Raw genomic sequence first — 22,025 nt, 5'->3', positions numbered from 1 at the left:
ATTAATCAATTATTATGTACCTTCAAAACCACATACAAGAAATCTATCCATCTTCTCACCTTCCGAACCTTCCTTGGTTATGCCCTCGACCGATTAGTAACAGTCAGCTCCATGTGTTACCACACTTCCACCTCTGCCCTATCTACCTCGTCGTCTTCAAGGGGTCTTACTACTTATCGTAGGGATATCTCATCTTGAGGGGGGCTTCACGCTTAGATGCCTTCAGCGTTTATCCCTTCCCGGCTTGGCTACTCTGCCATGGCCTTGGTAAGCCAACAGATACACCAGCGGCCAGTCCATCCCGGTCCTCTCGTACTAAGGACAGCTCCTCTCAAATATCCTACGCCCACGCCGGATAGGGACCGAACTGTCTCACGACGTTCTGAACCCAGCTCGCGTACCGCTTTAATGGGCGAACAGCCCAACCCTTGGGACCTACTTCAGCCCCAGGATGCGATGAGCCGACATCGAGGTGCCAAACCACTCCGTCGATGTGAACTCTTGGGAGTGATAAGCCTGTTATCCCCAGGGTAGCTTTTATCCGTTGAGCGATGGCAATCCCACTTTATACCACCGGATCACTAAGTCCTACTTTCGTACCTGCTCCACCCGTCGGTGTCGCAGTCAAGCTCCCTTCTGCCTTTGCACTCTTCGAATGGTTTCCGACCATTCTGAGGGAACCTTTGAGCGCCTCCGATACCCTTTCGGAGGCGACCGCCCCAGTCAAACTCCCCACCTGACATTGTCCCCCAGCCGGATCACGGCTGCAGGTTAGAAACCCAGCACTGCAAGGGTGGTATCCCAACAGCGGCTCCAAAAAGACTGGCGTCTTCTCTTCCTAGCCTCCCACCTATCCTGTACATGCAATACCGAATCCCAGTATCAAGCTGGAGTAAAGCTCCATGGGGTCTTTCCGTCCTGGCGCAGGTAACCAGCATCTTCACTGGTATTTCAATTTCACCGGGTGCATTGTCGAGACAGTGCCCAAATCATTACGCCTTTCGTGCGGGTCGGAACTTACCCGACAAGGAATTTCGCTACCTTAGGACCGTTATAGTTACGGCCGCCGTTTACTGGGGCTTAAGTTCAAAGCTTCGCTTGCGCTAACCTCTCCCCTTAACCTTCCAGCACCGGGCAGGCGTCAGCCCATATACCTCACCTTTCGGTTTCGCATAGACCTGTGTTTTTGCTAAACAGTTGCTTGGGCCAATTCTCTGCGGCCTGGTCTCCCAGGCACTCCTTCTCCCGAAGTTACGGAGTCATTTTGCCGAGTTCCTTAACAATGCTTCTCCCGTCGGCCTTAGGATTCTCTCCTCATCTACCTGTGTCGGTTTACGGTACGGGTACGATATGAACAATAGCGGCTTTTCTTGGCAGCCAGCTCACACATTTCCCTACTCTTAGTTCGGTATGCATCACGTCTTCAGATTGGCAGGCGGATTTGCCTACCTGCCTCCTACCTCGCTTGCCCCGGTCTCTCCATTCCCGGTAGTGCTCTCTTTCTGCGTCCCCACAGTTCTGTCATATCGTAGTACAGGAATCTCAACCTGTTGTCCATCGGCTACGCCTCTCGGCCTCGCCTTAGGTCCCGACTTACCCAGAGCAGATCAGCTTTACTCTGGAAACCTTGGATATTCGGCCGGAAGGATTCTCACCTTCCTCTCGCTACTCATTCCGGCATTCTCTCTTCCATACAGTCCACAGCTCCTTCCGGTACTGCTTCTTCCCGTATGCAATGCTCCTCTACCAATTGATCAGATCAATTCCCGAGCTTCGGTGGTGTGTTTCAGCCCCGGACATTTTCGGCGCAGGACCTCTCGACCAGTGAGCTATTACGCACTCTTTTAATGTATGGCTGCTTCTAAGCCAACATCCTGGTTGTCTTTGAAATCCCACATCCTTTTCCACTTAACACACACTTTGGGACCTTAGCTGCAGGTCTGGGCTCTTTCCCTTTCGACTGTCCAACTTATCTCGTACAGTCTGACTCCCACACACCATCTACACGGCATTCGGAGTTTGATATTCTTCGGTAAGCTTTGACGCCCCCTAGGAAATTCAGTGCTCTACCTCCGTAAGACTTGTGTGAGGCTAGCCCTAAAGCTATTTCGAGGAGAACCAGCTATCTCCGGGTTCGATTGGAATTTCTCCCCTATCCACACCTCATCCCCACCCTTTTCAACGGATGTGGGTTCGGTCCTCCATTGCCTTTTACGGCAACTTCAACCTGGACATGGATAGATCACCCGGTTTCGGGTCTACTCCGACTGACTCATCGCCCTATTAAGACTTGGTTTCCCTTCGGCTCCATCCCTTAAGGACTTAACCTCGCCAGCCAGCGTAACTCGCCGGACCGTTCTACAAAAAGTACGCGGTCGGACCTATATAGTCCTTCCACAGCTTGTAAACACAGGGTTTCAGGTTCTCTTTCACTCCCCTCCCGGGGTCCTTTTCACCTTTCCTTCACAGTACTATGCGCTATCGGTCACTAAGGAGTATTTAGCCTTACGGGGTGGTCCCCGCTCCTTCCTACAAGGTTCCACGTGTCTCGTAGTACTCTGGATCCCGCCTTGTCAACTTATCTTTCGCTTACGGGGCTTTCACCCTCTCTGGCTGGCTTTCCCAAAACCATTCTGCTAGACTTGTTGAATCAATTGTGCGGTCCGAACCCCAGCATGCACGCACGCTGGTTTGGGCTCTTTCCATTTCGCTCGCCGCTACTTTGGAAATCGATGTTTCTTTCTCTTCCTCCGGCTACTTAGATGTTTCAGTTCACCGGGTTCCCCACGCATGGCTATGGATTCACCATACGCTGACGGAGCTTTTCTCCGCCGGGTTTCCCCATTCAGATATCTCCGGATCATTGGATATTTGCTCCTCCCCGAAGCTTTTCGCAGCTTATCACGTCTTTCATCGGCTCTTAGTGCCAAGGCATCCACCCTGTGCTCTTTTCTGCATAACCAACTTGCCAAATAGTTTCGAAAGCATCCTGACGGGACTGATCTTTCGGGAAAGCTTGCTTTCTAAAGAAAGATCCTGTTTCGGCAGTGATATTTGCAAAGCAAATGTCACCGAGAGAATTTTAATTCTCGAGGGGCTTTCAATACTACGGCTCACATGTATAGCGTTACATGTGTTGGTTCTTTCGGCCAATTTTTTTACTTTGTTTTCTTCAAAGTGTTGTAATCATCACAACAGTTTCCTGTTCATAACAATTACCTCGGATGTCTTGTTAAGATATTTCATCTTATCTATTTCTTATATGCGGTTTTCAAGGTACATATCGTGCCTCATTCCTGAAGCACAGTGGAGAATACGAGATTCGAACTCGTGACCTCCTGCTTGCAAGGCAGGCGCTCTCCCAACTGAGCTAATCCCCCGTATGGGCTTAAGTGGGTTTTACCTCTTTTATCTGAAGGCTTTCGCCAATGGGCTTAAGTGGACTCGAACCACCGACCTCACGCTTATCAGGCGTGCGCTCTAACCGGCTGAGCTATAAGCCCATCTTTTCCAAAGGGCTTCCGCCACTTCTTTTCTTTTTTAATCTGGCGGCCACCTACTCTCCCACACCGTCTCCAGTGCAGTACCATCGGCCGCCCGGGTCTTAACCATCGTGTTCGGGATGGGTACGGGTGTTTCCCCCAGGCGCATCGCCACCAGAATCAAGTCATCAGCTTTTGACAGCTTGATCACTCAACAATAGACAACAACTCCCTACTTCTTTTCCCTAGAAAGGAGGTGATCCAGCCGCACCTTCCGATACGGCTACCTTGTTACGACTTCACCCCAGTTACTGGTCCCGCCTTCGGCAGCTCCCTCCTAAAAGGTTGGGTCACTGACTTCGGGCGTTACCAACTCCCATGGTGTGACGGGCGGTGTGTACAAGACCCGGGAACGTATTCACCGCGACATTCTGATTCGCGATTACTAGCGATTCCAGCTTCATGTAGTCGAGTTGCAGACTACAATCCGAACTGAGACGTTATTTTTGAGATTTGCTCCGCTTCACAGCCTCGCCTCTCTTTGTTTACGCCATTGTAGCACGTGTGTAGCCCTGGCCATAAGGGGCATGATGATTTGACGTCATCCCCACCTTCCTCCAGGTTGTCCCTGGCAGTCCCTCCAGAGTCCCCAACTTTACTTGCTGGCTACTGAAGGTAAGGGTTGCGCTCGTTGCGGGACTTAACCCAACATCTCACGACACGAGCTGACGACAACCATGCACCACCTGTCTCGATTGCCCCGAAGGGAAGGTGACATTACTCACCGGTCACTCGGATGTCAAGGCCAGGTAAGGTTCTTCGCGTTGCTTCGAATTAAACCACATGCTCCACCGCTTGTGCGGGTCCCCGTCAATTCCTTTGAGTTTCATTCTTGCGAACGTACTCCCCAGGTGGACTACTTATTGCGTTAGCTGCGGCACCGATAAGCTTTGCTTACCGACACCTAGTAGTCATCGTTTACGGCGTGGACTACCAGGGTATCTAATCCTGTTTGCTCCCCACGCTTTCGAGCCTCAACGTCAGTTACCGTCCAGCAAGCCGCCTTCGCCACTGGTGTTCCTCCTAATATCTACGCATTTCACCGCTACACTAGGAATTCCACTTGCCTCTCCGGTACTCCAGCTCCACAGTTTCCAAAGCAATCCCGGGGTTGAGCCCCGGGTTTTCACTCCAGACTTGCAATGCCGTCTACGCTCCCTTTACACCCAGTAAATCCGGATAACGCTTGCCCCCTACGTATTACCGCGGCTGCTGGCACGTAGTTAGCCGGGGCTTCTTAGTCAGGTACCGTCATTTTCTTCCCTGCTGATAGAAGTTTACATACCGAAATACTTCATCCTTCACGCGGCGTCGCTGCATCAGGGTTTCCCCCATTGTGCAATATTCCCCACTGCTGCCTCCCGTAGGAGTTTGGGCCGTGTCTCAGTCCCAATGTGGCCGGTCACCCTCTCAGGTCGGCTACTGATCGTCGGCTTGGTGCGCCGTTACCGCACCAACTACCTAATCAGACGCGGGCCCATCTCACACCACCGGAGTTTTTACCTCAAAACCATGCGGTTTCGTGGTCTTATGCGGTATTAGCAGTCATTTCTAACTGTTATCCCCCTGTGTGAGGCAGGTTGCCCACGCGTTACTCACCCGTCCGCCGCTCAGTCACAAACCTCGTCATTCCGAAGAAATCCAAAGTAGGTGCTTCGCTCGACTTGCATGTGTTAAGCACGCCGCCAGCGTTCATCCTGAGCCAGGATCAAACTCTCGTTAAAAAGTTCTCTCTCGGTCAGGAAAACTACTAGCTTTCCTATCCCGTTATTTACTGTTGGCACCAGGCTTCTATCTCTCGATTTCTGCCTGATTTCCGTTCTGAATATTTCTCTTAGAAATTTTCAGGGTCGTTGTCTATTGTTCAGTTATCAAGGTGCTTTCTGCTGTTTGCTGCCTCAACGAGTCAGCTCAAATATAATAGCATTTTTACTTTGTAGTGTCAAGCACTTTTTTCATTTTTTTCGAACCTTCTTTTCATCCGATCCGATTCAAAATTTTCAGCTATTATATTAACGGAGAAGGAGGGATTTGAACCCTCGCGCCGCTATTAACGACCTACTCCCTTTCCAGGGGAGCCCCTTCGGCCAGCTTGGGTACTTCTCCAAATTGTCCTAGACTATTTCTTTATGAGCGGAGAGGGTGGGATTCGAACCCACGCGCCCTTGCGGACAAACGGTTTTCAAGACCGCCTCGTTATGACCACTTCGATACCTCTCCACAATTTTTATCATTTTCCGCTCATCAGCGACGAATGTTATTTTATCACACAAAGAAATTAGCGTCAATATAAAATTTAAGTTTTTTTACCTTTTTGTCTATTTTATCCTTTTCTCACCTATGTTACTGCTTTTCAGCGTCAAAACAACGTCTGGCAAAAACTTCTGCAATCTCCAGATCTTCCGGTGTCGTAATCTTTATATTCTCATAACTCCCCTCTGTCATCCGCACAGGAAGATGCAGTTCCTGTTCCACTGCCATTGCATCATCTGTGGCTGTGATCTGTTCTTTTTCCATCATGCGGCTGTAGGCTTCTATAATAATAGAAGCTTCAAAAACCTGCGGAGTCTGCACGATCCACATTCGGTCTCTTGGGGGAGTTTCGCTGGCAAACCCTTCTTCATCTGCTATTTTGATCGTATCTTTGCTGGGCATTCCTACAACACAGGCCCCATACTTCTCCACATCATGCTGCGCTCTTTTTATTATCTCTTCTGTTATGAACGGTCTGGCGCTGTCGTGGATGTAAACATAATTTCCTTCTGTCCGATTCTCCTCCCGTATTGCCTTCAGTCCTTCCCACACAGAATGATATCTCTCCCGGCCGCCTTCCACAACCTTGCGAATCTTCTGAAAATCCCATTTATTCAGAAACTCATTTTTGACATATTCCACCTGACCGCTTCCTACAACCAAAATAATGTCATCAATAATTTCCGACTGTTCAAACGCATACAGGGAATAATATAAAACCGGCTTTCCCAGAATATCCAGATACTGCTTGCTGGTTTTCGTTCCCATCCGCTTGCCCTGACCGCCAGCCAGCACAATTGCGGTACATCTTCTCTCTCTCATTTCCTTTTCCTCCCGGCCGGAAAACACTATACTCTTTCTCCCAGCTTCAGGTTCGGCACAGCGTTCAAATCCCACCCATGCCTTGTCCCATTCATAAATTCATAATATGCTGCAACACCGATCATCGCTGCATTGTCGGTGCAGTATATCGGAGAGGGATAATAAAATTCCACGCCTTTTTCTTTGCAGGCCTCTGCCATCGCTGCTCTAAGGGCACTGTTGGATGCAACACCTCCGGCGATCGCAAATTTTCTGTCTCCATATTCTTCCACCGCATGCATAGCATTCCCCACCAGCACATCTGTGACCGCTTTCTGAAAAGACGCTGCGATATCCGCCTGACTGTACTCTTCGCCTTTCATTTTGCATCCGTTAATATAATTCAGCACGGCAGATTTCACTCCACTGAAACTGAAATCATAAGGCGCTTCTTCTATATGTGCTCTTGGAAATACAATAGCTTCCGGATTCCCTTCTCTGGATACCTTATCTATCTTGGGTCCACCCGGATATCCGAGACCAATGGCGCGGGCCACTTTGTCAAAAGCTTCCCCGGCCGCGTCATCCCTTGTACGCCCGATGATTTTAAATTTTCCATAATCCTCCACATGTACAAGATGAGTATGCCCTCCCGAAACTACAAGGCAGAGGAACGGCGGTTCCAAATCCGGATGCTCTATATAGTTTGCCGCTATATGTCCTTCTATATGATGCACTCCTACCAAAGGCTTTTTTGCCGCATAAGCAATGGCTTTCGCCTCAGCTACTCCCACAAGAAGAGCCCCTACCAATCCGGGACCGTAAGTCACTCCCACTGCATCGATATCTTCCAGGGTAACCTGGGCCTGTTTTAATGCTTCCTCAATTACCTGATTGATTTTTTCAATATGCTTTCTGGAAGCAATCTCCGGAACTACTCCTCCATACAGCGTGTGAAGGGCAATCTGCGAAGAAATAATATTGGAAAGGATTTCTCTTCCATTTTTCACAACCGACGCTGCTGTCTCATCACAGGAGCTTTCGATCGCAAGAATTAAGGTGTCTTTCTTTTCATTCATTTATTGCTTTTAACCTCCGATTTATGCCAATACACCCCGGAATCTCCCGGCGGCCGCCTGTATTTATTCATCATCTGAAAATGTAAGCTCCAGCGTCCTTTTATCCTTTGCCGCTATCGAGTTTGGGAAAATCTCTCTGACTTCATCCATAAATTCTTCGGGATGATTCAGCGACGGACTGTAGTGAGTGAGCCACATTTCTTTTACCTCCGCCTCTTTTGCAAGACGGGCGGCTTCATAAAACGTCATGTGTTTATATTCTTTTGCCTTTTTCAGCTTATCCTTTTCTCCGTACATTCCCTCGCATATAAAAAGATCAGATTTTCTCGCATTTACCCGGATAGAATCTGTGGGGCGCGTATCTGTACAGTATGTCACTTTCAGCCCTTTTCTCGCCGGTCCGAGAACCATATCCGGAGTCAGGATATTTCCATCCTCCTCTATCGTTTCTCCTCTTTGCAGTATCCCCCAGTACTTTTTAGGGATGCCTGCACTCTGTGCACGGTCTACATCAAATTTTCCTGCCCGGTCTATTTCCAATGTGTAACCGTAACAAATGACATTATGGTTCACGCGGAATGCTTTCAGCCGGTATCCGTTCATTTCCAGCGTCTGCTCCGGCTCCGTGATCTCAATAAATATCAGTTTAAATGGAAGTTCCGGCGCAATCACTCTCAACGAATTTACAACTCTTTCCAACCCTTTGGGTCCTACCAAAGTCAACGGATCTGTCCGGTCTGCATTTCCCATTGTCAGCAAAAGTCCCGGCAGTCCGCTGATGTGGTCTCCATGGTAGTGCGTAAAACAGATGACATCAATCGGTTTAAAGCTCCAACCTTTTTCTTTCACGGCAATCTGTGTTCCTTCGCCGCAGTCAATCAAAAGACTGCTGCCGTTGTAGCGAACCATCAACGCTGTCAGCCAGCGATAAGGGAGGGGCATCATCCCTCCCGTTCCAAGCAAACATACATCTAACATTCTATTCTCCTATCGGAATAACAAATGTGGAAACAAACTCGTCATAGCATTTTTCACACAGGTCAAAACAATCCACCTGATTATCTTTATCTGAAAAATATCCCCAACGTTTCTCCACTGAAAGAAAATCTTCCTGCGGCCCGCTTTTGTCAAAGGGGATTTCCCTTCCACATTTATTACAAACTATCTTTTTTATTGTTTTTTGAATCTCTTTTGTCTCTTTCAACTGATACTGGCGCATACAATTCCTCCCTGAAGGTATCTTTTCTTTTAGTCCTTTTGTTACGCCTCTATTATATCTGTCTTTGACGGCAGATCCTAGTGGAAACTGCTTCCTTCTTAGACAATCATTTTCCAATTTCGCGGCTCATCAAAATCCCATCTTCCTGTGGATCACTATAGAAATTACGACGAACTCCGTCCTGAACAAAACCATAGCTTGTATAAAATGAGATTGCCGTCTCATTGCTTTCCCTCACATCAAGAAGCAGCTTTGTAATGCCATTGTCTTCACACAAGTCTTCCAACTCCAGGAGCATTCTGGCTCCCACCCCTTGACGTCTGCATTCAGGGATTACTGCAATTCTTGCAATTTCTCCTTCTTCGAGGACAAAATACAAAATCAGATATCCTATCAGCTTTCTATCCTCATAGGCTACCAGCAAAAGGGTCTGCTCCTGCTCGAATGTTTCGCTTATCGCCCCTTCACTCCATGGATCCGGAAAGATTTCTTTCTCCAGTCTGGCGACTTCCGGAATATCAGACTCTTTCATTCGTCGTATTGTCAGCATTATTGTCCTCCTTCCTGTTTTCTTTCCTGCCGCTCACGTTCTGCCTGTGATACCCGCAGATAATCAGGCTTGTGGTCTGCTGCTGTTTCCGCCTTCCCCTCTTTATAATATTGCATTCCGAGCAGTCCTACAGATGCAGCCCTCTGCCGGTTCATATTCGCCGGAGCATAAAAATGTGTAACCGTCAACTCCTCTTCCAGTATTTCTTTGTACACCGGCACCCCATCTCCCAGAAATGTAACAGGCCCCTCCATAGTGTTCAGCAGCTGTGCAAGTTCTTTTACTGCAATTGCCATCTGATCTCTTATTACATGGAATCCGGTATCAAAAGAATAAATCCCTGTATAAACCTGCTTTCTTCTGGCATCCATGATCGGACATACCAAACCGGAAACTCCATATAAATTATAGGCCAATCCTTCCAGGGTCGGCACATGAACCAACGGCTTATGAAGCGCCAGGCCCAGCCCTTTTGCTGTTGCCGAGCCGATCCGAAGCCCGGTAAAGGATCCCGGTCCTCCTGCTACCGCTATTGCATCTACTTCCTTCAGATCCAATTCGATCATTTTTGCCACTTCATCCAACATAGGCAGTAATGTCTGCGAATGCGTCTTTTTATAATTTACTGTATATTCTGCCACTGTCTGTTCATCTTCTACTACTGCCACAGATGCAACCAGTCCAGAACTGTCTAAAGCCAATATACGCATATTTTCTTCCTTATCTTTCTAAATATTTTCCACTGTAATTTTTCTATAATCAAATCCTTTTTCCAGATCCTTCTCTATTGTGATCTGTGTATACCGCTCCGGGAGAAGCTCCTCAATCAGATTAGCCCACTCAATCAGGCTTACACCTTCTCCGTAAATATAATCCTCAAATCCAATTTCTTCCATTTCTTCTATATCGCCAATCCGGTATACATCAAAATGGTAAAACGGCAGTCTGCCTTCTTCATAAACCTGGACAATCGTAAAAGTAGGACTGCTGACCGGTTCCAAAATCCCAAGGCCTGCTGCCACCCCTTTTGTAAAAACAGTTTTCCCCACGCCCAGGTCTCCCACAAGCGTATAAACGTCCCCCGGCGCTGCTTCCCGTCCGATTTTCTTCCCCAACTCAAATGTATCCTTTTCACATTTTGATTCTATTATCATACGTTCTGTTTTGCTCCTGTTTTACTTTCTTTTAATACGCACGGCATTTTCTGGCATTTGGGCTGTGATAATATCTATAATTTTCTGATATTTTTCCCCAAGCTGCGCAATAGGGAGGATAATTGCATTTTTCTTATCGTCATACAAAATCAGTATATGTTTTCTTGATATCGCTTTTTGAAATTTCCCCCAGGATGCTTTTCCCGTCTTCTCCGATGTTGTTGTCTTTATTCCTTCCTCGCTAAATTCATAAGTTACAGATTCTGTCATACGCCGGGAATCCTTCATAGATGCCACCCGGCTTTTTATAGAAGCAGGCATCCCGAAAAATACCAATATTGCAAACACCGCAAACACAAGCGTAAGCATTGCCTCACCATGCAAGGCAAACGCTACTGCAAGGCCCACATTCAGCGCACCTAATGCAAGCAGGAAGGCTCCCACCCTGCTTGTATAAATATGATAAATCATAAATTCTGACATACTTTCCACATCAAGAGTAACCTTCACTTCTACCGGCATACTGATCTCCTCCTCTTTATATATAGGTCTCCCTTCCCCGTGCACGTTCGCACCTGGCGGTCCTCGCTCGCGGGCTTTCGCCCTCGACGGATGCGCACCAGATTTCGACAGTCCGCCGCCGTGCACGCTCGCACCTAACGGCCCTCGCTCGCGGGCTTTCGCCCTCGACGGATGCGCACCAGATTTCGACAGTCCGCCGCCGTGCACGCTCGCACCTGACGGTCCTCGCTCGCGGGCTTTCGCCCTATAGAAATACAAGATACCAAAAGTCCCCGCAAGCAGGTCTTTTGCTCTCTTGTATTTCTGCACGGCTCATTGCCTACGCGAACATTATACCACATCTTTTTTTCTTCGGCTATACATGTTATACTTTCATAAAATACCAGGTCTGTGTTCCGAAGATCTTCTTCAATATAACAGTGCTGCAAATAGGAGGATTATTTTATGAATTTTACATTTTATCACAACAATATTAACGTATATGATTTGGAAAAATCACTTGATTTTTATCAAAAGGCCCTCGGACTTCATGTAACAGAAGAAAAAAATGCCGAGGATGGAAGCTTCAAACTGGTTTACCTGGGAGATAATACTACGCCCCACCTTCTTGAGCTGACATGGCTTAGAGATATGGACAGACCTTATAATCTTGGCGATAATGAGTTTCATCTTGCTTTTCATACTGATGACTTTGAAAAAGCCCATGCCTTCCATAAAGAAATGGGCTGTATCTGCTTTGAAAATGAAGCAATGGGAATTTATTTTATTTCTGATCCCGACGGTTACTGGCTGGAGATCTGCCCTGCATAAGCAGGGCAATCTTCTTTTTATGCTTTTATTTGTTCAGCACTTTCCAAAATCAGCATTTCCTGAACTTTTATCAAAAATTCTTTTGCCAGTATTGAAAGATAGCTGTCTTTTGTCTTTATCCACACAATCTCCAAATCAAACGGACAGTCTACTAGCGGAATTGCCTTTATATGTTCATGAAAAGCATACTCCTGATAAGCTTTTGTATTTTTCGTGGCTATATGATAGCAGTCTGTATTCTGCAAAAAATTAATCATACTTCCCCTATCAGATACATACACTCTATGCTTAGGCCGCAGTAAATCTATATACTCTTTTTTCATATCTGTCAGCCTCTCATCTGTCTCAATAAAATCTACAAACGAATGCCCACGAAGGTCTTTCATATAAATTTGTTTCATTTCCTGTCTACAGAACGGTGAGCCTTCTCCTACAAGAATATGGACTTTTTCTCTGGAAATACAATGATATTCCATATTTTTACTATCTATCCACTCTTTACACTTTTCTTTTAAAAATGTTGGAACACTTAATATCCCCAGTTCTGCTTCCTTTTCCGCAACAGCTTTAAGCACTTCGCTCCTTGCACAATCTTTCAGGCAAAAAGCAATATCTTTCGTCTTACTTTCATTAAATATTTCCGAAAATATATATACTGAAAAAAGGAAAGGTTGATTGAAATCCTTACTGCAACATTGAAGTTGTAACTGCACATTGAAAACTTTATGAAGTTGTAACTGCACGCTGTCATGAGTAACTGCAACAGTTTTAATCTGTTTTTCTAGCTTTGGATTGCTTTTTTTCGATTTTCCTTGTAAAATTTCTTAAAGGAAGGCATCACAAAACACAGACTGCATTTTTTACTTTTCGCAGAAGTTGTAAATGCACCCCGTTTGTGTTCTCTTTTTTATCGTGTCCTGCCTTCTCTAAAATTCCGGTTTACTTCTTAAACAAAGCCGGTGTAAGGGTTATGGAATTGGACGGGATTTTCTCAAGGCCCAGGAGGTTCGCAGTTTCCTGACCGTAGATCTTGACAAAAAGATCGATTGGAGCCTGTCCGTTCCATTTTTTTCGCGGATAGGAATTGATATGGTTCATCATTTTCCTAATCTCTTCCTCCGTATATTCATCCTTTCCATGTTTCTTAGGTATGATATAGCGGATCAGTTCATGGTTCCTTTCACAGTTGCTCTTCTGATTTGTATTCATCGGATCACAATAGAATACGCGGCATTGAATTTCCCCGGTCTCCATATCTGCTTCGATTTTTTGGGGATCGCTAAATTCACTTCCCCGATCGGTAATAATAACCTGGAAAAGTATCCGAAACTTTTCGTCTCCAAGTGCTTTCCTCAGCCGACAGAATATTTCCGTTACAGATCCTGCTGTATTGCGTTCTCTCAGAAACATGAGCTGCAAGTCACAGTTGGTAAACAGGATTGTCAGCAGTGTCTGGCCTCCTTTGTGTATGACCACACTGTCCATCTGGCTGACCATGGCATCTGGATTCTGGTGCATATATTCCTCGTATTCTTCATAACTGCGTCCGATATGGCATTTCCGGTCTACCCGGAGAACCGGGCCGCTCTTTTTCCGTTCCGGCCTGCGCAGTTTCCTTCTCAAGTCTATATTTCTGGCATCCAGAAGACCTGCATCAATATAGGAATAGATTGTCCGTTCCGATACTGGCAGTTCATCTCTGTGACGTTCACAGATAATCGGGAGTGACTGTCCTTTTTTTAACAGCGGTGTGATCGTATCATTGATCCGATTTAATTCCTGCTCCGAGAGAGAGATGCCTTTCCGTGATTCAGAGAGCATCTGTTCATACTGTTGCTGAGCATACCTGGCGTCGTAAAGCATCCTGCGCAGACGGCAACGAAGCCGGTGGTCACATACATTGCATACAAACGGCGACTTTTCATAGTCTATACAGAACTCTTCCTGATAATCAGGGCACCCTTCCTGACATCGTCCACAGGCTGTCTGGCACTGCTTCTTCCCACGAAAGCAGCCTAGACGACAGTTCGGGATTCTGGTGCAGGTACGATGATGGATACAGTTGTTGCCTTTGGAAGTGGAGACCAGCCTCCTGTGTGCTTTAATCTCTCTGCCGACAGTAGACCGATCCTTTCCAATGTTTTTGGCGATCTGTGCGACCTTCAATCCCTGCTGCAGACCTGCCTGGATGGCAAGCCTGTCATCATATGTAAGGTGTTTATTACTCATGGTTACCTCCAATCCGAAGGCAGGACAAGGATAGTATACTGGAAAAAAGGCAAAAAGAAACCATGAAGTTACAACTGCAACTCCATGGCCCATATGCCTTATAATTCTAACTGCAACGACCTATGTTGCAACTAATTTTTCAATTGACCTGAAAAAAGGAAATAATGAGAAGCCACTCTAAAATCCTTTACTTTATCCCCATGAACAGAAGACATATTTTTGATATATTCAAATTGCTTTACAGCCATCCTGGCCTGTTCTAAAAACTCTTCTCCAAAAGGTGTAAGCTGAGTACCATTATTAGACCTGGTAAAAATTTTCCGTCCCATTTCTTTTTCCAGTTCTTTAATGGATGTGCTTAAATTTGACTGCGACATAAATAAATTCTTGGCTGCAAAGGTAATGGAGCTTGTTTTGGCAATCTCAACTACCTGTATTAATTGTTCTATTTTCATTCTCATCCCTGCCTGTCCTGCTTTTTACAAAATATTATATAATATTTTGGTCTAGAATCAAACAGATTACTCCAATATTTATCTTAATCCATCAAAAAAACAGATATTATATCTTTTTTTTATATTACTTCTGTATATTTATTTTATGGTATTGTAATTACAGACAGAAACACACTAAATAAAAATACTGAATCAGACATGCGCATGATTGATTGGTTATGAATGGAGGGAACTAATGGATGAAGAAAAAAAAAGAAAAAGAACACCTTAGCTACAAAGAAAAATTTATACAAATGAATAAAGAAGCAAAAGCAACTTGGATTGTGGGGGCAATTTCTTTCATTGTATGGTTAGCAGGTGGATTTGGAGTTTACCTTCTAGTAGGAAACACTTGGACAATTTTAGGAATGCCCGCATGGTTCGTACTAGGAAGTTTCGGTTGTTGGTTCACAGGTATTATAGGTGTTGCATATCTATTAAAATTTGTTTTCAAAGACTTTGATTTTGACGAAGATGAGGGGGATTGTAATGAATGATTCTTTATTAAGATTAATTCCTGTCATTATCTTTTTTGTAGGATTAATGGGAATTGGTGTGTGGGTGCAAAAAAAATCCGCTGATGCAAAAGCAGAAAATTTTTCAAAGGAATATTTTATAGGCGGTAGAAGTCTTGGTGGCTTTGTTCTTGCCATGACATTGGTAGCTACTTATGGTTCTGTTAGCTCTTTTTTGAGTGGCGCTGGGAAAGCATGGGAAACTGGTTTTGGTTGGGTATATTATGCCACGTCTAATGTAGTAGCTGCCTTTCTTATTTTAGGTATACTAGGCAAAAAAATGGCTGTAGTAGGTCGTAAAACAGATGCCGTAACTGTAATTGATGTTTTAAGAGCACGTTTTAAATCTGATATTTTAGCAAATATTTGTGCAGTTGTCATTCTTATATTTTTTACTACACAAATGGTAAGTCAGTTTATAGGAGGGGCACAGCTCTTTGCAGCGTGTACAGGATTTGATTATACAATAGGATTATTTATTTTTGCACTTGTGGTTGTCATTTACACTACAATTGGCGGATTTACAGCTGTAGCTATCACAGATACAGCCTGCGCTATCGTCATGGTTGCAGGAACAATTTTTCTAGGTATTGCAGTAATTCAACGAGGTGGTGGTCTAGATTCTATTATGGCAAATATATCTGCTGAATCTGCAAAAGCTGTCGCATCTGGCGAAGGGGTAAATCTTCTAGATCCGCGAGCCAGTGGACAAATTCCATTTCAACTCTTTCTATCTCAATGGCTCCTATGCGGTTTTACTACAATCGGCCTTCCACAGTCCCAAGTAAGATGCCTTGGATATAAAGATACAAAATCTGTCCATAAAGCAATGATGTACGGAACTGTAGTAGTTGGAATCATGATGATTGGTATTCACTTAATCGGAACATGGTCTCGCGGACTTTTTACTACCATTGATGGAACAACGGATACTGTTATTCCAATCGTAATTGTAAATTACATGCTTCCTGTTCTTGGAGGCGTAGCAGTCATTGGCCCTTTAGCAGCAGCCATGTCCACAGTTTCTTCTCTTCTAATTGCAGGCTCCTCCGCAATTGTAAAAGATATGTATTTACACTATAAAACAGTAAGAAAGGAAAAAGCCAATGAAAAACTAGTCGCAAAAATTTCTATTGCTGTAACAGCAATTATGGGAATATTGTCAATCATAATCTCTGTCAATCCACCAGACTTAATTTTGTGGATTAATATGTTTGCTTTTGGTGGATTACAGACTGTATTTTTCTGGACTATGCTGTTTGGTTTATTTTGGAAATCTGCCAATAAAACAGGCGCATTAGCAAGTGTAATAGGAGGCTTAGGCGCCTACTCCATTACCATGGCTCTAAATATCAAAATTGGTTCTTTTCACAATATTGTCATTGGCATTACCGTTGCTTTTATATGCTTTATAATTGGAAATAAATTTGGAAAACCAATAGATGACGAAACAGGAAAAATCTTTTTCCCAGAAAAATATTGAACAAGCCAATTTCTGGTTGGATTAAATTTTAAGGAGGTAACTAAAAAATATGAAACGCATTATCGTTGGGCAAATTATGCATGAAAGTAGTTCTCTTTCCAGAACTCCTACATTAGAATCAAATTTTCGCCAAACTCTTATCTGGTTCGAAGGCAAAAATGTTTTTGATCTTTCTACAATTGGAATGAGAGACTTTTTGACTGGAATCATGGAAAAAGGCCAAGAACTTCAATTGGATATTTCCCCTTGCTTCTGTACCTTTGCTTCTCCCTCCGGGAAAATATCTGCTAAATGTTTTGACACATTAAAACAAAAATTCTTCTCTAATATAGATGAATCTGTTCCAATTGACGGCTTTTGCCTGGCTCTCCATGGTGCTGGTGTTTCTGAGGCAGATCCGGATGTAGAAGGAAATCTTTTGGAAGAAATCCGGCATCGATATGGCAGCAACTTGCCAATTATAGTGACATTGGATCCACACGCCAACATAACCTCTAAAATGATTCAAAACGCCGATTTACTGCTTCCTTCCAAATTATATCCTCATACTGACACTTATGAAACCGGACAAAAAGCCTCCTGCCTAATGCAACAGATATTGACAGGAGATATTAATCCTGTAATGAAAGTGAAAAAACTGCCTCTATTGATTCCATTAAACAAAGGATGTACGGAAGAATTTCCTATGGAAGAAGTTTTGAAAAAATGTCTGGAATGTGAAAATACACCCGGAGTCCTCTATTGTTCTTTCGCCCAAGGTTTCCCTTACAGCGACATAGAGGAATGCGGTGCTTCCGTTGTAGTAATTACGGATGGAGATACGGAACTTGCAGAAACTTTATCACAGCAACTTGCTGATTGGATTTTCCAGCGCCGGAAAGATTTTATCTCTGATGGACTGACTGTACAGCAAGGTGTAGACAAAGCACAGGAACTTATTAACAAAGGAGCGAAACTCATTGTCATGAATGAAATCTCCGACAATCCGGGCGCCGGAACTCCTGGTGACGGAACATACCTTCTTCGCGAACTATTAAATCGAAACCTTCCAGGAACCTGTGCTGGAGTATTAATCGATCCTGAAACAGCGGCTTTAGCGTCTAAGGCCGGAGCAGGCTCCTATATTTCTCTTAAACTGGGCGGGAAGACGGATGAATATCATGGCAAACCAATTGAACTTGAAAATGTCTATGTAAAATCGATCTGTGATGGAAAATATAATCTGTTAAGTCCTATGACACATGGACAGCCCGTCAACTACGGAACTACAGTACGATTGCAAAAGGGAAATATTGATATTATCGTCGGTTCACAGGGATTTCAGACTATGGATGATGGCGTATTCACTCTTTTAGGCATTGATGTACGGCAGTACAATATCGTAGCTGTAAAATCAGCACAGCATTTCAAAGCCTACTTTAAACACTTAGCAGATCATATCATTTCTGTAGATCCACCCGGAATCAGCAGCGGTAATCTTCATCAGCTTCCTTTAAAACACATCAAACATCCTATATATCCTCTGGATGAAACAGAAATGTAATCTCAATAAATGAAGCCCCCAGCTGGCAGCTGAGGGCTTCATCTATATATCACTTTACCGATTCATATGAAGTACCGGACTTATTTTCTTATAAATCACAAATACGATCGCTGAAACAAGAACACCCTTCAAAAGATTAAACGGCGCCACAGCAAATGCCACAAAGGTAAAGAGGTTGGTAATATTGCTGTTGACCGCTGTTCCCATCTGTACCAGTCCTTCTATCGGCATCTGAAAAGCTGCTCCGTATGCCGGCAGAAGTATATAGGCGTTAAGCACACATCCTACAAGAGTCATAAACAGCGTTCCTGTCACCATTCCGATGATGGCGCCTTTTCTTGTTTTCATTTTCCGATAAATAAGTCCCGCCGGAACAACCAATGAACAACCGATCAGGAAGTTAGCCACCTCTCCTACTCCTGCCGTCATGGTTCCGTTAATAGCAAGATTAAGTATAATCTTGATAAGCTCGATAACAGCTCCCGCAAGCGGTCCCATTGCAAAACATCCAACCAGTACAGGCACTTCGCTGAAGTCTATTTCATAGAAGGCCGGCGCGAACGGCAGCGGTATTTCAAAAAGCATTAATACAACTGCAATTGCCGAAAGCATTCCAATCTGTGCGATCGTGCGGATCTTTACTCTTGATTTTTCTCTTGTTCTGTTGTCCATTACTTGTGTACTCATTTTCTTTCTCTCCTTTTTGTTGAAATATGGTATCTGTATACAGTTTTTTACTTCTGTATACCGATGCGCCACTCCGGCGCTTTTGTAAATCCAGGAAAGAAAATCTTCACAGAGATATGCAGCGTATTGAGCAAGTTTGTGAAATATTTCTATTTGACAGGAAAGAAAATTTCCCGAAACAAATAAAAAAACCCCGATATTAAAAATATCGGAGTCATAGAATCGCTTGCCTATTTTCTATCTACTACATAATTCTTCTCTCATCCAGACTTTACTGTCGGTTTTGGAATTTCACCAAATCAGCCTTCCTCTGCTCCTGGCAGATTCCGGGTCGCGGACTGTAACCGCCGGTTGGGACTTTCACCCGACCCCGAAGATTTATTCTTTTCCGTGTTCTATTATAGAACGATATTCCAGACATTGCAAGACTTAATTTTGTGCTGAAGAAACTTCCTGATTTTTAAATAAAGAGAATTCCAATTATGAAGTAAGCCGCTAACGCAAGACCTCCGCACACAAGAGCATACGGCAGCTGTGTCTTTACATGGTCAATATGATCAGATGCCGCACCTGTTGATGAAAGCACCGTCGTATCCGAAAGCGGTGAACAGTGATCTCCAAAAACTCCGCCTCCTGCAACTGCCGCAAAACTTGCAACGATCAAAAGACTCATTTGATTATCTGTAAAGCTGAAGGCAAGCGGAAGAGCGATCGGCATACAGATGGCAAATGTTCCCCAGGACGATCCTGTAGCAAAAGCCATAATGGATGCTACTAAGAAAATAATAGCCGGCAGCATATGTGGAGTCAGGAAGTTCTCCGTCAGGGAAATGATATAATTTGCAGTTCCCATTTCGCTGCTCAGCTCATTCACTGCATAAGCAAGGGCAAGAAGCATAACTGCCGGAATCGCTCCCTTTACACCATCAGTCAGAGTGTTCATCACTTCTTTAAATGGGATTCCCTGGATCATCATACTGATCGTCATAATAATAACTACAAACAAAAACGCTTCCATTGTCTTTGCAGAGTCAAAAGCAATATATGTTCCAAGCGCAATGCTGATAATAACAAGAACCGGAAGAATAAAATTCAGAAAAACTCTTTGCCGGATTCCCGGATACGGCTGCATCTCTGTCAGCTCTTTCCCAATCAGAGGCGTTGCTCCATCCCGGATAACCTTTCCTTCCTCTACCGCACGTTTCTCTGCTTTCTTCATGGGGCCGAAGTCTTTTACGATTCCAGTTGCAATCAAACCTACAAAGAGTACAGCGAAAATAGGATAAAAATTAAACGGAATGGCATGCAGGAATAAGGAAGCCGCATCTTCCGTGGTTTCAATACATCCCACTCCAAGGGCAAGTCCCATCAGATATGCCGCCCAGCCGGTGATCGGCATAAGAACGCTGACCGGAGCGGAAGTAGAATCCGCAATGTAAGCCAGCTTTTCTCTGGAAACCTTCGCCTTATCCGTGATACTTCTCATAACCGATCCTACAAAAAGCGGGCTGAAAGAATCACTGAAGTAAATAAAGATTCCAAGAATCCAAGCCATAAGCTGTGCACCTTTTCTACTCAGATTCTTTTCATGCACTTTCTGTGAAAATCCCTGGATTGCTCCGGTCTTCTGGAAATAAGCCACCAGGATTCCTATAAAAGTATTCAGCAGCATTACCCAGGAAAAACTTGTTGTTCCAAGGCTGTTCTGCAAAAGAGTCGGGAAGCCGAAAATTCCCTGTCCCGCGCACAGTGTCCCTACGATACACGCCACCGCCAGGGACACAACCGTGTTTCTAGTAATGAAAGACAATACGATAGCAAGTATTGCCGGAATAACTGAAATAAATCCCATTGTTTCCATTTGATTTTCCCTTTCTCATTCGTTCTTCAGATAGCGGAACGCCATAGAATACTTTCCGTGTCGTTCCGCCTGTAAATCATTATAATTTAATATAATTTTCTGACCGTGTCACTGTGGCCGGAGGCGCCGGATCCAGCTGCCTGTCTGCAATCCCCAGGATATCCTCCGGACGGATCCACGGACGGTTCTGAAGAGCGCTTGTCTCTTCATGAGTCAAATAACCTTTGTATGTGGTGAGGCTTCTTCTTAAAAATCCGTCCCGCTCACATGCCTTGGCAACTCCATTGTTTAAAATGCTGCGGAAATGCGGAAGAACAGACGCCGCATAAGCAACAGATGTGGAGTTGGCAATAGCTCCCGGAATATTGCTTACACAATAGTGCACAACTCCTTCCTCCACATATCTTGGGTTCTCATGAGTTGTCTCGTGAAACGTCTCAATCGCTCCCTGTTCATCGTTACTGATATCTACAAGAACTGATCCTGGCTCCATAGTTCTTATCATCTCTCTCGTCACCAGATATTCCTTATTCCCTTTTGGCCACTTTACACAATTCAATATCATATCTGTTTCCGGAAGAACAGCGGCAATATTTTCCCTGCTGGAGATCATCGTGTTGATGGTCTGGTTATACTGACTCTGTAAAGTCCGCAAAAGTCCGATATTGATATCTGCCACTGTGACCCACGCTCCAAGAGCATGCAGAACTGACAGCGCTGCCTGTCCCACTGTTCCCCCTCCAAGGATCAATACCTTCATTCCCGGAGCGGCCCCCAGTCCGCTGACAAATTTTCCTTTTCCGCCATTGATCGTAAGCATAGATTCCAGCCCCATTAAGGCTCCCTGTTTTCCCGCTGCTTCACAGTTGGGAGAACCATATCTGTGGCTGTCCTCAGCTGTAAATGCGATCACCTTTTTGTCCAGAAGCGCCTGTACTTCTTCCGGATGAGCTGCCGGATGGATACAGGTGAACACAATCTGATCCTCACGGAGCATGTCATATTCTGACGGCTCAAATTCTTTTACTTTCGCAACAAAATCGCAGGTATCATAAATCTCTTTTGCCGTATCTACAAGTTTTGCTCCTGCCAGAGCATACTTTTCATCCGGAAATCCCGCCCTTGCTCCTGCTCCTTTTTGCACAAGGACCTCATGGCCATCTGCAGTCAGACTGGAAATTTCAACAGGAGTAGCAATCACTCGGTTCTCTCCTACTTTAATGTCCTTTAAAATTCCTACCTTCATTTTTTTACCTTCTTTGCATAAATATTCTTATGTTATG

18 protein-coding genes, 4 tRNA genes, 3 rRNA genes and 1 riboswitch are annotated in these 22,025 nt (G+C 44.7%); of the genes, 4 read left to right on the top strand and 21 right to left on the bottom strand.

Annotated features, from left to right (window positions below):
* Positions 1–73: 73 nt before the first annotated feature.
* The 15 genes from R2J37_RS04310 to R2J37_RS04240 form a co-directional block, all read right to left on the bottom strand.
* A 23S ribosomal RNA gene (locus R2J37_RS04310) occupies positions 74–2,962 on the bottom strand.
* Between the two features lie 345 nt (positions 2,963–3,307).
* Positions 3,308–3,380: transfer RNA gene (locus R2J37_RS04305), tRNA-Ala, on the bottom strand.
* 49 nt (positions 3,381–3,429) lie between these two features.
* Positions 3,430–3,503: transfer RNA gene (locus R2J37_RS04300), tRNA-Ile, on the bottom strand.
* A gap of 40 nt (positions 3,504–3,543) precedes the next feature.
* Positions 3,544–3,661 (bottom strand): 5S ribosomal RNA (gene rrf, locus R2J37_RS04295).
* A gap of 70 nt (positions 3,662–3,731) precedes the next feature.
* A 16S ribosomal RNA gene (locus R2J37_RS04290) occupies positions 3,732–5,266 on the bottom strand.
* Together the 16S, 23S and 5S rRNA genes with 4 tRNA genes alongside form the textbook arrangement of a ribosomal RNA operon.
* Positions 5,267–5,558: 292 nt before the next feature.
* A tRNA-Ser gene (locus R2J37_RS04285) sits at positions 5,559–5,648 on the bottom strand.
* Between the two features lie 28 nt (positions 5,649–5,676).
* Positions 5,677–5,762: transfer RNA gene (locus R2J37_RS04280), tRNA-Ser, on the bottom strand.
* A gap of 123 nt (positions 5,763–5,885) precedes the next feature.
* Complete coding sequence (ispD, locus tag R2J37_RS04275) at positions 5,886–6,617, bottom strand: 2-C-methyl-D-erythritol 4-phosphate cytidylyltransferase (protein ID WP_316266282.1); 732 nt, start codon at positions 6,615–6,617, stop codon at positions 5,886–5,888.
* Positions 6,618–6,643: 26 nt separating this feature from the next.
* Complete coding sequence (tsaD, locus tag R2J37_RS04270; RefSeq protein ID WP_230106942.1) at positions 6,644–7,675, bottom strand: tRNA (adenosine(37)-N6)-threonylcarbamoyltransferase complex transferase subunit TsaD; 1,032 nt, start codon at positions 7,673–7,675, stop codon at positions 6,644–6,646.
* A gap of 63 nt (positions 7,676–7,738) precedes the next feature.
* Positions 7,739–8,653, bottom strand: a complete 915-nt coding sequence (locus R2J37_RS04265; protein WP_316266281.1) for a ribonuclease Z — start codon at positions 8,651–8,653, stop codon at positions 7,739–7,741.
* Between the two features lies 1 nt (position 8,654).
* On the bottom strand, positions 8,655–8,894 hold the full coding sequence (locus R2J37_RS04260) for a hypothetical protein (RefSeq protein WP_230106944.1): 240 nt from the start codon (positions 8,892–8,894) through the stop codon (positions 8,655–8,657).
* Between the two features lie 106 nt (positions 8,895–9,000).
* Entirely contained in the window at positions 9,001–9,444 is a 444-nt protein-coding gene (gene rimI / locus R2J37_RS04255; protein WP_316266280.1) for a ribosomal protein S18-alanine N-acetyltransferase, read from the bottom strand.
* A complete protein-coding gene (gene tsaB, locus R2J37_RS04250) occupies positions 9,444–10,154 on the bottom strand; it encodes a tRNA (adenosine(37)-N6)-threonylcarbamoyltransferase complex dimerization subunit type 1 TsaB (RefSeq protein WP_316266279.1) in 711 nt (236 codons plus the stop codon). The genes rimI and tsaB overlap by 1 nt, the downstream gene beginning before the upstream one ends.
* A gap of 18 nt (positions 10,155–10,172) precedes the next feature.
* Positions 10,173–10,598, bottom strand: coding sequence for a tRNA (adenosine(37)-N6)-threonylcarbamoyltransferase complex ATPase subunit type 1 TsaE (gene tsaE, locus R2J37_RS04245; RefSeq protein WP_230106947.1), 426 nt, complete (start codon positions 10,596–10,598; stop codon positions 10,173–10,175).
* Between the two features lie 21 nt (positions 10,599–10,619).
* Positions 10,620–11,120, bottom strand: coding sequence for a YcxB family protein (locus R2J37_RS04240; RefSeq protein ID WP_316266278.1), 501 nt, complete (start codon positions 11,118–11,120; stop codon positions 10,620–10,622).
* 444 nt (positions 11,121–11,564) lie between these two features.
* Between R2J37_RS04240 and R2J37_RS04235 the strand changes: the two genes are divergently transcribed.
* Positions 11,565–11,930: a VOC family protein gene (locus tag R2J37_RS04235; protein WP_230106949.1), complete on the top strand. Its 366-nt coding sequence runs from the start codon at positions 11,565–11,567 to the stop codon at positions 11,928–11,930.
* A 17-nt stretch (positions 11,931–11,947) separates the two neighbouring features.
* Here R2J37_RS04235 and R2J37_RS04230 read toward each other — a convergent pair whose 3' ends face one another.
* The 3 genes from R2J37_RS04230 to R2J37_RS04220 form a co-directional block, all read right to left on the bottom strand.
* A complete protein-coding gene (locus R2J37_RS04230) occupies positions 11,948–12,505 on the bottom strand; it encodes a LysR family transcriptional regulator substrate-binding protein (protein ID WP_316266277.1) in 558 nt (185 codons plus the stop codon).
* A gap of 364 nt (positions 12,506–12,869) precedes the next feature.
* Entirely contained in the window at positions 12,870–14,159 is a 1,290-nt protein-coding gene (locus R2J37_RS04225; RefSeq protein WP_230105002.1) for an IS30 family transposase, read from the bottom strand.
* A 131-nt stretch (positions 14,160–14,290) separates the two neighbouring features.
* Positions 14,291–14,614, bottom strand: a complete 324-nt coding sequence (locus tag R2J37_RS04220; protein ID WP_316266276.1) for a LysR family transcriptional regulator — start codon at positions 14,612–14,614, stop codon at positions 14,291–14,293.
* A 239-nt stretch (positions 14,615–14,853) separates the two neighbouring features.
* Here R2J37_RS04220 and R2J37_RS04215 point away from each other — a divergent pair, with 239 nt between their 5' ends.
* The 3 genes from R2J37_RS04215 to R2J37_RS04205 are packed head-to-tail and all read left to right on the top strand — an operon-like array spanning position 14,854 to position 18,194.
* Positions 14,854–15,150, top strand: coding sequence for a YhdT family protein (locus R2J37_RS04215; protein ID WP_230106951.1), 297 nt, complete (start codon positions 14,854–14,856; stop codon positions 15,148–15,150).
* Positions 15,143–16,651, top strand: a complete 1,509-nt coding sequence (gene panF / locus R2J37_RS04210) for a sodium/pantothenate symporter (RefSeq protein ID WP_230106952.1) — start codon at positions 15,143–15,145, stop codon at positions 16,649–16,651. The genes R2J37_RS04215 and panF overlap by 8 nt, the downstream gene beginning before the upstream one ends.
* Before the next feature lie 49 nt (positions 16,652–16,700).
* Positions 16,701–18,194, top strand: coding sequence for a M81 family metallopeptidase (locus R2J37_RS04205; protein WP_230106953.1), 1,494 nt, complete (start codon positions 16,701–16,703; stop codon positions 18,192–18,194).
* Positions 18,195–18,248: 54 nt separating this feature from the next.
* Here R2J37_RS04205 and R2J37_RS04200 read toward each other — a convergent pair whose 3' ends face one another.
* The 3 genes from R2J37_RS04200 to R2J37_RS04190 all read right to left on the bottom strand — a co-directional run bounded on the left by R2J37_RS04200 (position 18,249) and on the right by R2J37_RS04190 (position 21,988).
* Positions 18,249–18,881: an ECF transporter S component gene (locus R2J37_RS04200; RefSeq protein WP_230106954.1), complete on the bottom strand. Its 633-nt coding sequence runs from the start codon at positions 18,879–18,881 to the stop codon at positions 18,249–18,251.
* Positions 18,882–19,129: 248 nt separating this feature from the next.
* A riboswitch (FMN riboswitch) is annotated at positions 19,130–19,263 on the bottom strand.
* Positions 19,264–19,341: 78 nt separating this feature from the next.
* A complete protein-coding gene (locus R2J37_RS04195) occupies positions 19,342–20,742 on the bottom strand; it encodes a Na+/H+ antiporter NhaC family protein (protein ID WP_316266275.1) in 1,401 nt (466 codons plus the stop codon).
* 79 nt (positions 20,743–20,821) lie between these two features.
* Positions 20,822–21,988 carry an alanine dehydrogenase gene (locus R2J37_RS04190; protein ID WP_256194914.1) on the bottom strand — a complete coding sequence of 389 codons (1,167 nt, stop codon included), beginning with the start codon at positions 21,986–21,988 and terminating at the stop codon, positions 20,822–20,824.
* Positions 21,989–22,025 lie beyond the last annotated feature (37 nt).

It is taken from the genome of Claveliimonas bilis, assembly GCF_030296775.1.
Lineage (GTDB): Bacteria > Bacillota > Clostridia > Lachnospirales > Lachnospiraceae > Claveliimonas > Claveliimonas bilis.
This window is presented reverse-complemented; position numbering and strand designations above follow the sequence as displayed.

Coding starts and splice junctions, on each gene's coding strand:
- tsaE (WP_230106947.1), bottom strand. CDS start 10,598: ATGATAATAGAATCAAAATGTGAAAAGGATACATTTGAGTTGGGGAAG.
- R2J37_RS04235 (WP_230106949.1), top strand. CDS start 11,565: ATGAATTTTACATTTTATCACAACAATATTAACGTATATGATTTGGAA.
- panF (WP_230106952.1), top strand. CDS start 15,143: ATGAATGATTCTTTATTAAGATTAATTCCTGTCATTATCTTTTTTGTA.
- R2J37_RS04195 (WP_316266275.1), bottom strand. CDS start 20,742: ATGGAAACAATGGGATTTATTTCAGTTATTCCGGCAATACTTGCTATC.
- R2J37_RS04225 (WP_230105002.1), bottom strand. CDS start 14,159: ATGAGTAATAAACACCTTACATATGATGACAGGCTTGCCATCCAGGCA.
- R2J37_RS04205 (WP_230106953.1), top strand. CDS start 16,701: ATGAAACGCATTATCGTTGGGCAAATTATGCATGAAAGTAGTTCTCTT.
- R2J37_RS04190 (WP_256194914.1), bottom strand. CDS start 21,988: ATGAAGGTAGGAATTTTAAAGGACATTAAAGTAGGAGAGAACCGAGTG.
- tsaB (WP_316266279.1), bottom strand. CDS start 10,154: ATGCGTATATTGGCTTTAGACAGTTCTGGACTGGTTGCATCTGTGGCA.
- tsaD (WP_230106942.1), bottom strand. CDS start 7,675: ATGAATGAAAAGAAAGACACCTTAATTCTTGCGATCGAAAGCTCCTGT.
- R2J37_RS04265 (WP_316266281.1), bottom strand. CDS start 8,653: ATGTTAGATGTATGTTTGCTTGGAACGGGAGGGATGATGCCCCTCCCT.
- R2J37_RS04215 (WP_230106951.1), top strand. CDS start 14,854: ATGAAGAAAAAAAAAGAAAAAGAACACCTTAGCTACAAAGAAAAATTT.
- rimI (WP_316266280.1), bottom strand. CDS start 9,444: ATGCTGACAATACGACGAATGAAAGAGTCTGATATTCCGGAAGTCGCC.
- R2J37_RS04200 (WP_230106954.1), bottom strand. CDS start 18,881: ATGAGTACACAAGTAATGGACAACAGAACAAGAGAAAAATCAAGAGTA.
- ispD (WP_316266282.1), bottom strand. CDS start 6,617: ATGAGAGAGAGAAGATGTACCGCAATTGTGCTGGCTGGCGGTCAGGGC.
- R2J37_RS04260 (WP_230106944.1), bottom strand. CDS start 8,894: ATGCGCCAGTATCAGTTGAAAGAGACAAAAGAGATTCAAAAAACAATA.
- R2J37_RS04240 (WP_316266278.1), bottom strand. CDS start 11,120: ATGCCGGTAGAAGTGAAGGTTACTCTTGATGTGGAAAGTATGTCAGAA.
- R2J37_RS04220 (WP_316266276.1), bottom strand. CDS start 14,614: ATGAAAATAGAACAATTAATACAGGTAGTTGAGATTGCCAAAACAAGC.